The 12640-nt window shown below is 36.2% G+C and carries 15 protein-coding genes; 8 read left to right on the top strand and 7 right to left on the bottom strand.

Annotation, left to right across the window (positions count from 1 at the left end):
- The first annotated feature begins 98 nt into the window (after positions 1-98).
- The 5 genes from parS (at position 99) to ULVI_RS15120 (ending at position 5536) form a co-directional block, all read left to right on the top strand.
- Complete coding sequence (parS, locus tag ULVI_RS15140) at positions 99-590, top strand: type II RES/Xre toxin-antitoxin system antitoxin (RefSeq protein WP_068593648.1); 492 nt, start codon at positions 99-101, stop codon at positions 588-590.
- 12 nt (positions 591-602) lie between these two features.
- Entirely contained in the window at positions 603-1061 is a 459-nt protein-coding gene (locus ULVI_RS15135; protein WP_197463524.1) for an RES family NAD+ phosphorylase, read from the top strand.
- Between the two features lie 78 nt (positions 1062-1139).
- Positions 1140-2714, top strand: coding sequence for a T9SS-dependent choice-of-anchor J family protein (locus ULVI_RS15130; RefSeq protein ID WP_068593646.1), 1575 nt, complete (start codon positions 1140-1142; stop codon positions 2712-2714).
- A gap of 66 nt (positions 2715-2780) precedes the next feature.
- Positions 2781-3896 (top strand): helix-turn-helix domain-containing protein, encoded by a 1116-nt coding sequence (locus ULVI_RS15125; protein ID WP_068593645.1) that lies wholly within the window; start codon positions 2781-2783, stop codon positions 3894-3896.
- A 98-nt stretch (positions 3897-3994) separates the two neighbouring features.
- The gene (locus ULVI_RS15120; RefSeq protein ID WP_068593644.1) at positions 3995-5536 is read left to right on the top strand and encodes an alanine/glycine:cation symporter family protein; all 1542 of its coding nucleotides are present in this window, start codon (positions 3995-3997) and stop codon (positions 5534-5536) included.
- Positions 5537-5580: 44 nt separating this feature from the next.
- Here ULVI_RS15120 and ULVI_RS15115 read toward each other — a convergent pair whose 3' ends face one another.
- Positions 5581-5976 (bottom strand): hypothetical protein, encoded by a 396-nt coding sequence (locus tag ULVI_RS15115; protein ID WP_068593643.1) that lies wholly within the window; start codon positions 5974-5976, stop codon positions 5581-5583.
- A 130-nt stretch (positions 5977-6106) separates the two neighbouring features.
- Between ULVI_RS15115 and ULVI_RS15110 the strand changes: the two genes are divergently transcribed.
- Together ULVI_RS15110 and ULVI_RS15105 are read left to right on the top strand one after the other, a co-directional pair.
- Positions 6107-6550 (top strand): Lrp/AsnC family transcriptional regulator, encoded by a 444-nt coding sequence (locus ULVI_RS15110; protein ID WP_068593642.1) that lies wholly within the window; start codon positions 6107-6109, stop codon positions 6548-6550.
- A 90-nt stretch (positions 6551-6640) separates the two neighbouring features.
- Positions 6641-6859, top strand: a complete 219-nt coding sequence (locus tag ULVI_RS15105) for a hypothetical protein (RefSeq protein ID WP_068593641.1) — start codon at positions 6641-6643, stop codon at positions 6857-6859.
- On the opposite strand, the gene ULVI_RS15100 is transcribed toward ULVI_RS15105, so the two are convergent.
- From ULVI_RS15100 to ULVI_RS15085, 4 genes are all read right to left on the bottom strand, one after another.
- Positions 6843-7619: a DJ-1/PfpI family protein gene (locus ULVI_RS15100; RefSeq protein WP_068593640.1), complete on the bottom strand. Its 777-nt coding sequence runs from the start codon at positions 7617-7619 to the stop codon at positions 6843-6845. The two genes, ULVI_RS15105 and ULVI_RS15100, sit on opposite strands and share 17 nt — an antisense overlap.
- Before the next feature lie 2 nt (positions 7620-7621).
- Positions 7622-8845, bottom strand: coding sequence for an MDR family MFS transporter (locus tag ULVI_RS15095; RefSeq protein ID WP_068593639.1), 1224 nt, complete (start codon positions 8843-8845; stop codon positions 7622-7624).
- Positions 8846-9071: 226 nt separating this feature from the next.
- Positions 9072-9716, bottom strand: coding sequence for a hypothetical protein (locus tag ULVI_RS15090; RefSeq protein WP_068593638.1), 645 nt, complete (start codon positions 9714-9716; stop codon positions 9072-9074).
- A gap of 112 nt (positions 9717-9828) precedes the next feature.
- Positions 9829-10467, bottom strand: a complete 639-nt coding sequence (locus ULVI_RS15085; RefSeq protein ID WP_068593637.1) for a hypothetical protein — start codon at positions 10465-10467, stop codon at positions 9829-9831.
- Positions 10468-10545: 78 nt separating this feature from the next.
- Here ULVI_RS15085 and ULVI_RS15080 point away from each other — a divergent pair, with 78 nt between their 5' ends.
- A complete protein-coding gene (locus ULVI_RS15080) occupies positions 10546-11148 on the top strand; it encodes a DUF1684 domain-containing protein (protein ID WP_068593636.1) in 603 nt (200 codons plus the stop codon).
- Here ULVI_RS15080 and crcB read toward each other — a convergent pair.
- Positions 11145-11516 (bottom strand): fluoride efflux transporter CrcB, encoded by a 372-nt coding sequence (gene crcB / locus ULVI_RS15075; RefSeq protein ID WP_068593635.1) that lies wholly within the window; start codon positions 11514-11516, stop codon positions 11145-11147. The genes ULVI_RS15080 and crcB overlap by 4 nt on opposite strands.
- Position 11517: 1 nt before the next feature.
- Positions 11518-12579: an SRPBCC family protein gene (locus ULVI_RS15070; protein ID WP_068593634.1), complete on the bottom strand. Its 1062-nt coding sequence runs from the start codon at positions 12577-12579 to the stop codon at positions 11518-11520.
- Positions 12580-12640: the final 61 nt, after the last annotated feature.

Here is a 12640-nt window from a genome sequence, read left to right as displayed (position 1 = left end):
ATGGTTTTAAACAATAAATGTATTCTAATGAAATTATTTAGAATAAACCATTTAAAATAACGACATTATTACGTATATTTGTGTCAAATGTCGTAACCATGAAGCATCCTAAAGTTATTAATTTGGTTCAAGAGCCTGAAGTGTTTTACCGCATTCAAAATAAATACGATAGAATTATTAGTGTTTTAGGAGGAAGTATGCAAGTCGGGCAGGTAGTGAATAGCGATATCGATCTTATCGATATTACCAGAAGAGGGTTGCCTAAATCTGTTGTTATAACAGTAAGCCTTATTTTAGGAATTTCCATGGAAAAAATGAGCAGTTTACTTCATGTATCCCATCGTACCATTCAGCGAAAAGGAGACGATGAGCTTCTTAATGTGTACAGCACAGAACAAATTCTTGAAATTGCCGAAGTAATCTCTCGAGGAATAGAAGTTTTGGGTACCCTAGAAAACTTCACTAAATGGCTCCACTCCGATGTACGTGCATTAAATTATAGCAAACCTTTAGACTATTTAGATACTAGCTTTGGCACAAAATTAGTCAAAGATATTTTAGGCAGAATAGAGCATGGTGTTTATTCGTAAATAATTCTTTCATTGAAAATTTTTAGAATAGCTAAAAAGAAGTACATTACCGATCTAAGTGGGGAAGGAGCTCGCATGTATGGGGGGCGTTGGAATAGAGCTGGAGATGGTATGCTTTATTTCTCAGAAAATCTTTCACTTTGTGTTTTAGAATTATTGGTTCATATGGACTATCAGTATTTTACTGAAATGTACCAATTTATTTCATTAGAACTACCTGAAAAAAATCTTCAGTCTTTGAAAAATTTTGATCTAAAAACTCCAGAATGGCGTATGAATCCTCCCGCATTAATAACACAAGATTATGGGTCTGGTTGGCTAAAAAATAATGAAAATTTAGCATTAGCGGTTCCTTCAGCAGTATTGCCTTCAGAAAAAAATATTCTCATCAATCCTTTGCATGCAGACCTTTCGAAATGTAATGTTAGTTTTCCTCAATCTTTAGATATAGATGCGAGATTATATCGATAGCATCTTTTATTTAGTTTAGATATCAAAATATTCCTTCTAAAATTGAGTATTTTTGAGAGATAAACTAAAAAAATATTGATGAAAAAAATTACACTACTTTACACTACTTTATTTCTAGTTGCTTTCTCACAATTACAAGCGCAATGCGATGTAATTATTCCAAATTATATTGAAACCTTTAACGCTGGGATTGTCCCTCCCGATTGTTGGAGTGAAGCTACAGCGGGAACACCCGAAACTGGCCCGATGGAACTCGGCGGAGGTCTCTGGGCAGAAGATGATTACTTAAACGATACAGTTGCTTCTGGTGATATGGACAACTCAGCACGAATTAACTTGTTTTTTAATACGACCGCAGACTGGCTTATAAGTCCTGCATTCGATCTTTCGGGAAGCGATTATGAACTGGTCTACAATGTCGCCGTTACTGGATTTGGTAATTCCAATCCTTCAAATATGGGAAGTGATGATGAGGTGCAGGTATTAATTTCTGAAGATGATGGAGTAACATGGAATGCATTAACCACTTACAATACTTCAAATACACCTTCAAATGCAGGTCAAGAAGAGCGTATCGATCTATCTGAATATACTGGAAATGCCATTTTTGCATTTTGGGCTTCAGAAGGAACTACAAACGACCCTGAGGATTACGATTTCTTTATCGATGAATTTCAGGTAAGAGAACCGCTTAATTGTACTCCTCCTACATTCGATTTAGTCGTTACCGAAGGTTGCATTGGCGAAGATGGTGAGTTTAATGTAGCTGTAAATATTAATACGTTGGGTAGTGCACCAGCGATTGTAATTACAGACGATCAAGGTAGTGTTCCACAAACTGTAACCGAAATAGGATCTTTTGGTTTTGGGCCCTATGTTTCAGGAACTATTATTACGTATACCCTAACAGGGGACGACCCCGACTGTACTCAAGTTAGAAGTGTTTCGTTTATATGTATTCCAGAAAATGATAACTGTATAACACCAACTGGTTTAGTGGTGGGTGAAGATTTTAATACAAATCCAATAACAGCTACAAACCAAAGTGCAACAGATTCTATGGAAGCTGATCCAACCAATTGTGATGTTGCAGGAGGTAATGGTAACTATATGGGTGGAGATGTATGGTTTAGTGTAACCGTTCCGGCAGACGGAATTGTAACAATCGAAACAAATTCAGTAGATGGAAGTTCGCTATCAGATTCGGCTATGGCTGTGTATTCTGGGGAATGCGGTACCTTAACTCAAATTGAATGTGATGATGACGATAGCGATGACGGAAATTTTTCACTAATTTCTATTAATGATACCTCGCTAGCAAATACAACTCTTTTAGTACGTGTCTGGGAATTTGGAAATAATGCCTTTGGGGAATTTTTAGTTTCAGCCTATAATCCTAATATTCTTAATGTTGCAGATATAGATAATGCTTCAGTTTTTAGCATGTATCCTAATCCAACAGAAAACCTTCTTCATATTAAAGGAGTTTCAGGAAAAAGCGAAATACGCATTGTAAATATGATTGGACAAGTTGTTTACAGTAAAAATACAACGCAAAATTTTGTAGATGTTTCTACGTTGCCATCTGGAATTTATAACCTCCAGATTAATAATAATGAAGCTTCACAAACCCTGCGATTTGTAAAGAATTAATATAAACTTTAAACTATTGGTATTTTTTCTTCTGAAGAAATACCAATAGTTTTTAATACCGAAAAAGTGCTCGCTACTATTGAATTTACTGTGACTGCCATTGTCTGCTTAATTTCTGCAGTGGTAATTCAACGTATTTTTATTAAAGAACGACTTCGCGGCACGAATGAAACAGCGATACAGGGAATTAAATGGTTCGGACTCGCAATTTTTGTCTGGGGTTTCGGTGCATTAATTAACTTGTTGTGTATTGGAATATTAAACTGGACACCCTCAAATCGATTCTTAATTTATATAGGGGTATTTATATCATTAGCAAACTCTCTTTTTATTTTACTCTCGCTTCCCTCTATCGAGCATTCTAAAAAAAGAGGAATCGTAGTTCGAATTATTCAACGTTTTAGTACCAAAGAATTTATCGGTGTGTTTTGTAGCATCTTAGGAATGATCGCCTTTGTATTTATAGCGACTTCTTACAATAATGCTGCTATTAGTAATAATTTTATCTGGTTGATCGATATTCCAATTTCGGTGGTAGTTGCCATCTCTTTATTGTATGAATTAAATAAGGCTTTTACTTCAAGAAACATGCGGTTTATGTATTTGCCGACTATTACATTATTCTTACTCATACTAATTGCTGTCACACATAGAATCATTCCTCAGGACAGGGTAGTTCAAGTAATCGATCAACAATTTTGGTCTGTTGCCGGAAGTATTACGGCCATTTCTTTTAAATTTTTATTTATCCTCTTGTTTTCGATACTATTATACAGTTGGAAATTTCTTTCTGAAAAAGAACAACAACAAAGTCTGGCACAAACACTTGCTTCTGAAAACGCATCTTTAAGATCAAAACTCGAACATTTTGAAGTTGCGAATGAAAGTCATTTAGACACCATACGTTCTATGAAAGTATCACTGAAGCAGCTTCAGGAAGCTTCGAAAGTAGTGCTCTCAGACAGACAAAAAGAAGTATTGGCAAATCTAGCTTTTTTAGGAAGTACTGCTTCGTATCCTGAAATTGCAGAAGCCATGCACATTAGTCTCGACGGATTTCAAACACACATTCACCAAATCAAAAAGATGCTAAACATTAGTGGTGCCGGTGGAAAAGAGCAACTAATTGCTTTTGCAAAAGAGCATGACTTATTGCAATATGCCACGATACCTAAGCAGTAATAACAGTATGGTTAACCATTTCTAGAACTATTTTTCAGCAGTGCGTAACCTTTTCGCACAACCGATTTTGAAACATCTTGCTTCAAAATTAATATGCCATGCTTACACCACTACAAACTGCGCCTTTAACTTTAGACGAACGTATTAATAACCAATTTAGCGAAGCCACTTCTTGGTTTATTGACGCAATCTTTGCTGAAATACCTATTACTGAAACTGTCGGAATCCCCTGGGTACTTATAGTGCTTATTTTGGGTGCCGGCTATTTTACGCTCTATTTTAAATTTGTCAATTTCACCGATTTTTTTACGGCCATTCGAGTGGTTCGTGGTACCTACGACGAACTTGAAAATCCTGGATATGTTGCGGTTTCTGAAAGTGTATCAACGGTAGATGGCGATAACCCAGATACCATTCGTGTAGAAGGAGAGGGGGAAGTGAGCCATTTTCAAGCATTAACGGCCGCAATTTCTGCAACTGTAGGCTTAGGGAATATTGCTGGGGTCGCCATAGCTTTAGGTATTGGTGGTCCCGGAGCCACACTTTGGATGATCCTCATTGGTTTGTTGGGGATGTCTTCAAAATTTGTAGAATGTACGCTAGGGGTGAAATACCGAGAAGTAAATGCAGAAGGGACGGTATTTGGTGGACCAATGTATTACCTAAAAAAAGGCTTGAAAGAAAAAGGGCTTGGCACATTAGGAAAAATTCTTGCGGTGATTTTCGCCATTATGTGCATTGGCGGTTCGTTTGGAGGAGGAAATATGTTTCAAGTTAATCAAGCCTTTAAATTATTCGAACATGTAACGGGTGGCACCGAAAGTTTTATTTACGGAAGAGGATGGATTTTTGGATTAATAATGGCAATTCTCGTTGGAGTAGTAATTATTGGTGGTATTAAAAAAATCGCCAATGTCACCGACAAGATCGTTCCATTTATGGTTGTAATCTATATTCTCGCAGTGCTAACAATTTTAGGAATGAACTATCAGGAAATACCTGCCGCTTTTCAATCCATTTGGGATGGCGCTTTTCACCCAGAAGGAGTGATTGGTGGATTTGTAGGGGTTTTAATACAGGGGTTTAAACGAGCAGCTTTCAGTAATGAGGCTGGAATTGGAAGTGCCTCCATAGCGCATAGTGCCGTAAAAACTCAATATCCCGCCAGTGAAGGCTTGGTCGCTTTACTCGAACCCTTTATAGATACTGTAGTCGTTTGTACCATGACGGCCTTGGTGTTAATTATCACCGGAGTTATTAGTCCAGGAATGGTGATGAACGATGAACAGGGAGTGTTATTAACGGCTAGTGCGCTCGAAAGCGGAATTTCTTGGTTTCCATATTTATTAACTTTGGCAGTAATCCTCTTTGCTTTTTCATCCATGATCTCATGGTCCTACTACGGATTTCAAGCCTGGTCGTATCTCTTCGGAAGGGGACGTAGAACAGAATATATTTATAAGGTTTTATTTTGCTGTTTTACCGTAATTGGAGCAGCTGCAACCCTAGGAGCTGTAACAGATTTTAGTGACGCAATGATCTTTGCTATGCTTGTTCCAAATATGATAGGACTCTTTATTTTAAGTCCGAAAGTGGCTACTGAATTAAAGCGATATCGAAAATTAATTCGAAAAAAGTAATTTAGAAAATTTTAATTCTGAAAAAATATGCTCTTACTGAAACTCTATAATGTAAGCATCCAGTTACGTTGTAACTTTCTAAACTTTTTTAATTCTTTTCGAAGAATAGGAAGAAAATCTTTGCCATTGGTATTAGCTCTTTCTAGACGCTCACAATTCTTGTACAATAAGTTGGTAAGTCTGGTGACTGAAGCAACATGTTTGTATTTATCTTCAGAGAATAACTTTTGTTCTGCTTTAAGAATTTCAGGTGCTAACGAAACCGATTGTTGAACGATATCTCCAGAGAAATAAACATGAAGATCTTCACTGCCATCTTGATTTAAGTTACTTAGATCTTGCAACACATATTCTGAGATATTTCGTGAAAGAGAAAAAATCTCTTGCGCCTTTTGATAGATAGGCGATTGGGTAGATGAATATGAAGAATTTAAAGCCATAGTAGACCTATAATGGGGTTTAATATTTCCCTCAAATTTAATAAGATGAAGGTAGATTTGTATATTGTATTTAAAGTAAATCGTTAAATTTGCTTTAAAAATTAAGTTATATTTTAAATTTACTTTAGATATGAATATTGACTCACTTAACTGGAAGATTTTGAAGTGTTTACAAGACAATGCTCGCCAATCTAATGCAGCTATTGGACGTAAGGTAGGCATTACCTCCCCAGCAGTTTCAGAACGAATAAAAAAGATGGAAGACGCCGGTATTATAAAAGAATACAAGACAATGGTTTCTCCTTTAGATCTGGGGTATCAGTTAAAAGCAATAATTACACTAAGAGCTTTTATGGGAAAATTGAAACCCTTTTTAGAAAAAGTTAAAACGTACGATGAGGTATTAAATTGTTATCGAATCACTGGAAACGAAAATATTGTTATGGAGGTTGTTTTAAAGAATCAAACACATCTTGAACAATTTATAGATCAGCTTATTGTATATGGCGAAACAAAAACGCAGATCGTACTGTCACACGTGGTAAAGTATAATGATATTAAACGTCTTAGCTAGTTTTTTAAGTGCGTTAAAAAAAAACCAATTAGGTTTTCTTTAATATAATGGGGGTTGTAATTAAAGTATCTTTAAGTAAAATAAAATACCATGAAAAAATTTACTTCACATTTTTTAATTATAACACTTATTACAGCATTATTAGGTTTCACAGGATTGCGATTTCCTGGCGAAAGTTTTGTTAGATTTATATGCCTTCTTTCTGGTATTGCATTAATGGTTTCTTGTCTAGATGCAGTTTTATTGTCACGAAGACAATATAGATTACGTAAAAAAGCTAAAAAGGTAAAAGTTAACGATCAACAATAAGATGTGGAACCTTTTTAAGGTCCCAATTTATTACAAGCCCGTCTGCCAAAGATTGGGCTATTTTTTTACCATATAATATTTCACATACATAAAGTGCTGCTTCAAAACTTTTTGCACCTCCTGCAGAAGTGATAAACTTTCCGTCATGCACGAAAAGAACTTCGTTGCGAATGTCTAATTCGGGAAACATGCTTTTCATAGCATTTACATCACTAGGAAAAGTTGTTGAAACTTTATTGTCTAAAAGTCCAGCTTTGGCTAATACAAATGATCCGTCACAGTGGGAAGTGACTAGTTGAGCCTTTTCCGAGACGGTTCTTACAAATTGAAGCATTACATCATCTTCTAGATCGGTATTCATGTGGTGTTCTGCACTAGGAATAACAAAGATGTCGATCTTGGGAATTGAATCTTTTAAATAATTAAGGTCTGGCAGCAAGCGTATACCTTCGAAGGTTGTTATAGGGTCATTCGTTTTCGCTATTGTAAAAACATTCATTGCCTTAATGTTTTTACGGAAAACTGTATGTTGAAAAATATCATACGGTGCTGTAAGTTCTGTATTGTATACACCATCCATAATTAAAATTCCTACATTGTAATTCTTTGGGTTCAGTTTCAGTTGAAATGCTTCAGAAGTATTACGGTTTTCTGAAACAGGAATCGTGTTTTCCGAAGAAACAGATGTTCTTTTTTCAGAAGAGTTCCCACAAGAGGAGATTCCGAAGCAAACCCATATAATTAGTATGTATCTTTTCATGTTTATGTTGTGATAAAACGGGGTGATTTCTTTAATAAATAATACAACCACAAGGTAGCAATTCCTACAATTCCAAGAAACACGGCCGCTATGGTCCAAGTGGTGTCGTATCCTAGCGAATCTACTAAGTTCATTCCTCCGTTATGACCGAAAATGTGGGAAAAAGAAAAGCTCATGCTGTATAAGCCCATATAGCTTCCTTTTCGTCCTTTTGGTGCCATTTCGAGTGCTAACGCGTTTGAAAAAGGAGAACCAATCATTTCACCTAGCGTCATGAGAAGCATTCCTATTATTAGAATCCCGCTCCATGAAGTTAGATTTAAGACCATAAAACTTGCTGCCAATAGAATTACCCCCCAAAAGGTCGCCATCGTTTTTGAAACTTTTTTTCTTTCTAACCAACTCACAAGGGGCATTTCGAAAAGTACAATCATGGATCCGTTTAAAAATAAAAGCCATCCAATAAGGTCTTCCGAAAGGAAATGTGCTTTTTCATAATATAAGGGAACGACACTAAAATATTGGACGAACATAACCCCGTTTGCAATCATAATTACAAAGAATAAGAGGAAAAATCCATTTAAATGGGGAGGTACTCCTTCTTTCACAAGTATCGTTTTCGGTGCATCTTTGGCTACTTTTTTAGGTTTTAATAAAATAAATAATGAAAGTGAAGCTACAATACATGTAAGTCCGTCGATCCAAAAAAGTGAACTATAATCTATGTTTGCGATAATGAGTCCACCAATTAATGGACCAATAGAAAATCCAAGATTTATGGCAAGGCGTATTAGCGTAATGCTTCGTGTGACGTTTTCGGGTTTGCTATAAGTTTCACTTGCTACAAAAATGGCAGGTCGATACGCGTCTGCGATAAGAATTAATAGAAATATACCAGTACAGAGTGCGTAAAAGCTATTTAGGTATTGAAGAAAAACAAATCCTACTCCACCTAAAAATAGACTGGCTACAATTACTTTGTAAAAACCAATACGATCTGTTAATCGTCCTCCTATCCAAGTTCCAACTAAAGAACCGACCCCAAAACACGTCATAATTATTCCCACTTGTGGCAATGTAAAGCCTTTAGAATTTACCAGATATAGCGACAAGAATGGTATAACCATCGCTCCTGCGCGGTTTATAAATGTAACTAGGGATAACAACCAGATCTCTCGCGAGAGTCCTCGGAAATTATTCAGATAATTGATATACATTTTTTTCATGGCGGTTGGTATAAAAATAAAACGTCTCGCGATTAGGCGAGACGTTTAGAAATTGAATTTATTTATTCTTATATAGTCATAACATACGTCGCCTTTGTTTCTTTTTAGAAACCTTTGTGGTACACACGATATATGTTATTCTTTTCATTGTAAGTGTAATTGAAAAATCAAATGTAGTACTTTTTTTCTTTGGTAATTATTGACGGTCAAAAATAGATAACGAATTTTATTTTACAATTCGTTTAAGTCCTTTAGCAAGATTTGGTGCCACTCGTTCATATACATGTTGTAAACTCGCTAAGGAGGGAAGGGGGCCTAGACCGTTTCCATAGCGACTGTCACTCACTAAACCTTCTGCATTGCGGATTTCAGTTTTTGAAATAAAATTCACAGGATCGTTTGTTCTATAAAAATAAAGGGTCATACGTGCTTTTGTAGGTTGTTTTACAGCACCAATATCCCAACCAAAATTCATCCAGTGGGTATGAACCACAAGTGTATAGTTGGAGTTGGTTGCTCCCAAAATAAAGGTTGGAACCTTGTCATGGTCTTTTAATTCTTCATTTAAAATGGCTACAAATGCTTTTGGAAAGTCCTCTTCTTTTCCTTTTTTAAAATCTCGTTGCCAGTCGTAGGCAGCTTTTGGGTTACTACGTCGCGCAATTTTCTCGTGGATTTCTTTGAGGTATTCTTCTTCAGGAATATAAGTCACATCGAATGTAAGTTCGTTATAAGCGAAAATAACATTCACGGTCTCTTCGGAAACCAATCCAGCAAGCGCAGTTTTGTCTAGTCGAATGGTTTGGCCTTTCGAAATAGAGATGCTAAAAAATATAAAAATAAAGGGGAGTATTGGTTTTGGTAAGCGCATATTGCTGCTGAATATGAAAATGTGAGTAATATTAAATAGAGAAACCCAACGTAATTTTCGTTATTTTAACGTGTAAGGTTTTTGTAAATATAACTATATACTGTTTTGATACCTAGTCGACTACTCTTTTTAGTGCTTGCGATAATTTATAAGCAGCTTTTACATATGCTTTGCCTGCTCTTTTAAAATGAGCCCAACCATCAGGGTGGTCTGAGCTGTTATTTTTTCCCATAGCTCTACGAATGGTCGTTTTAAAAATGATATTGGAAGGAGTTGCTGTCTCAAAAAAAGTTAGGTCCATACTTACTTTAGAAGGTCCTTTAATTATGGATGCATCATACCCGAAATACATCCATGTGGTATTTACGTTCATTGTATACCTTGCATTCGAATCGGTGCGATTAAATACAGGTCCATTCTCATACGTAGCCACTTTTTCGTTTAAGGTTTCGAGGAACATTTCGGGCCACATTTTATTTTTAGATGTAGTGTAATTTTGCAGCCAATTTGCGGCCTCTACTGCTCCTTGTCGTTCTTTGTATTTAAGCTCCGCCTCCTTTAAATAAATTTCTTCTGGAGTATCGTCGGCATTAAATAAAAGTTCATTGTACGTAAATGTAATAGCGATATTTTCTTCGGAAGCAAGAAACGAAAGTGCCTCTTTGTCAATATCGATGTGTTGTGCACTAAGGTGCGAAACGGTTGTAGATAGGAGTAAAAGAAAGGCAAAGGAATGAAGATTAACAGGCATAGAACGTATTTTTCACAAAAATAGAAATTAAAGTATGCTGTCAAAATCTTTCTTATTTTTACTGAAAATGACTTTTATATGAAATTTGTGGTATTAGTAGTTTGCATTATAACGAGTCTTCAACTTCATGCTCAGGATTCGCTTATTTCAACGATTGAAGCCTATCAAGCTGCAGAAAATAAAAAGTTTGCCACTGCTGAAACTACTGTTTTAACAGAAGAAGATTTCGCTATTTTTGATGAACTACAGTTTTACCCTATTAACTTAAAATTTCGTGTCAATGCGCAGTTTGTTCGAACTCCCAATGAAGAACCTTTTCTCATGCCAACTACCACAGAACGGCTTCCGGAATACGTGAAATACGGAGAAGCACATTTCCTGATTGATGAGAAAGAACTACAACTCAACCTGTACCAAAGTACCACGCCTTATGATGAACCTGGTTACGAAGATTATCTTTTTCTTCCTTTTACAGATCTTACTAGTGGCGATGGATCTTACGGCGGCGGGCGATTTCTAGACGCAAGAATTCCTAAAGGTGACACAATTGTGTTGGATTTTAACAAAGCGTATAATCCGTATTGTGCTTACAATAAAGTGTATTCTTGTCCTATTCCACCAAAAGAGAATGATTTATTAATACGTATTGAAGCGGGTGTAAAAGATTTTGGCGACCATTAAAAATAGCGAATAAGCCAAATACCTAAAAATACAGCTGCAAATCCTAAAACGAAACTTCCAATAGTATAAAGTGCGAACGTAAAAAAATCACCCGACTTTAGAAAAACATGATTTTCGTATGCGAAGGCAGAAAAAGTAGTGAAACCGCCACAAAATCCAGTAGCTAAAAATAGAACTACATTATCTGAAATAGAATTATTTTTTAAGGCAAAGCCAAGTACCATTCCAATAATAAGGCTACCTATAATATTTGCGGCAAACGTTCCGTAGGGAATTCCTGTTTTGGAGCTATTTAAAAAAGTACCCACCCAATACCGTAAGGTACTGCCGAGTCCTCCTCCAATAAAAACCAACAGTGCTTGTTTCATTTTATAGTTCCTGTTCGTTTACTGGCGAAATTACTGGCATATAAATTTCGGTAATGTAATCCGCAGGATTAGCTACTTCATCTGGATTTGTTACATACACTTCGAACATAGGTGTATTTGGGTCTATCTGAAGGTTGTTTGCTATTGCGTATTCCTGAGCCTTTGTGTAGGCAGCAGGTATATTGTCGTAATTTCCTTTAAGAGTTGTTTTTAAGGCTACACCTTCCTCCATATATCCTGATAAAACAGGGCTTCCTTGTGGAGTAATTACGCGGTCTTTCACAGGAACAGCTGTAGAAAAAATTACAGTTCCGTTTGTTTGATCTACCGAGTTATAAATTGTAAACGGCTTGCCCGACATCGGAATGTTGTTTTGTTGCATAAAGCCCATCACTTGCCCCATCATTGGCGGCATTTTAGTGCCAATATCACTTTGCCTTGCAGCAGAGGTATTGTACATATAGAATCCACCACTATATTGCGTAATGCCATCGACACTGATTTCAAATTTTTTCATTTCGGTCATGACTACACTATCGAGATTATTTAAACCTTTCTCATACATCTGGCGAATACCGGTTTCCATATCTTCATCTTGAAATGCCATAAAAACTTTTTCCATAAGTGACTGTTCACCTTTCATTCCCCAACTTACTTTCGTTTGGCCAGGAACTTCTGTAGGCTCAAAACGCCATGTAACTTCACTATCACTATCTCCTACGGGAGTGTTAAAAGTAATAACTTGGTCGATCTCTTTATTTGGAATCACCTTTACTGTTTTCATGGAACCGTCACCCATTTTGTTGCTTGTCCATGAATAAGACGCGCCTTCACCTTCCGTTTTTTCAGCATACGTAACTTCGATGTCTGCATCTTCCTCCATCCATGGTCCCCATTCCTGCCAGCTTTTAAAATCTTTAACTTTATTATAGATAACTTCGGCTGGAGCATTAACTACTTTGCTTTCAGTAATATTGAAACTACCATCTTTTGTAGCAAAATAGATGGCTCCTCCAATAATTACAATTAGAATTAGAAAGAATAAGTATTTTATTATTTTCATAGAGAGTGATGATTTATTGTGGTGCTAAATATACATAATTTTAGAATGAGTAGATGTACCT

The sequence above is a fragment of the Cochleicola gelatinilyticus genome (assembly GCF_001637325.1).
Taxonomy (GTDB): domain Bacteria; phylum Bacteroidota; class Bacteroidia; order Flavobacteriales; family Flavobacteriaceae; genus Cochleicola; species Cochleicola gelatinilyticus.
Note: the sequence above shows the minus strand (reverse complement) of the source record. Positions and strands in the feature narration are given on the sequence as shown.

What these genes read in the sequence shown, in the direction of transcription:
- ULVI_RS15110 (WP_068593642.1), top strand. Translation starts at nt 6,107, where the DNA reads ATGAATATTGACTCACTTAACTGGAAGATTTTGAAGTGTTTACAAGAC.
- crcB (WP_068593635.1), bottom strand. Translation starts at nt 11,516, where the DNA reads ATGAAACAAGCACTGTTGGTTTTTATTGGAGGAGGACTCGGCAGTACC.
- parS (WP_068593648.1), top strand. Translation starts at nt 99, where the DNA reads ATGAAGCATCCTAAAGTTATTAATTTGGTTCAAGAGCCTGAAGTGTTT.
- ULVI_RS15115 (WP_068593643.1), bottom strand. Translation starts at nt 5,976, where the DNA reads ATGGCTTTAAATTCTTCATATTCATCTACCCAATCGCCTATCTATCAA.
- ULVI_RS15105 (WP_068593641.1), top strand. Translation starts at nt 6,641, where the DNA reads ATGAAAAAATTTACTTCACATTTTTTAATTATAACACTTATTACAGCA.
- ULVI_RS15100 (WP_068593640.1), bottom strand. Translation starts at nt 7,619, where the DNA reads ATGAAAAGATACATACTAATTATATGGGTTTGCTTCGGAATCTCCTCT.
- ULVI_RS15095 (WP_068593639.1), bottom strand. Translation starts at nt 8,845, where the DNA reads ATGAAAAAAATGTATATCAATTATCTGAATAATTTCCGAGGACTCTCG.
- ULVI_RS15130 (WP_068593646.1), top strand. Translation starts at nt 1,140, where the DNA reads ATGAAAAAAATTACACTACTTTACACTACTTTATTTCTAGTTGCTTTC.
- ULVI_RS15090 (WP_068593638.1), bottom strand. Translation starts at nt 9,716, where the DNA reads ATGCGCTTACCAAAACCAATACTCCCCTTTATTTTTATATTTTTTAGC.
- ULVI_RS15070 (WP_068593634.1), bottom strand. Translation starts at nt 12,579, where the DNA reads ATGAAAATAATAAAATACTTATTCTTTCTAATTCTAATTGTAATTATT.
- ULVI_RS15080 (WP_068593636.1), top strand. Translation starts at nt 10,546, where the DNA reads ATGAAATTTGTGGTATTAGTAGTTTGCATTATAACGAGTCTTCAACTT.
- ULVI_RS15085 (WP_068593637.1), bottom strand. Translation starts at nt 10,467, where the DNA reads ATGCCTGTTAATCTTCATTCCTTTGCCTTTCTTTTACTCCTATCTACA.
- ULVI_RS15120 (WP_068593644.1), top strand. Translation starts at nt 3,995, where the DNA reads ATGCTTACACCACTACAAACTGCGCCTTTAACTTTAGACGAACGTATT.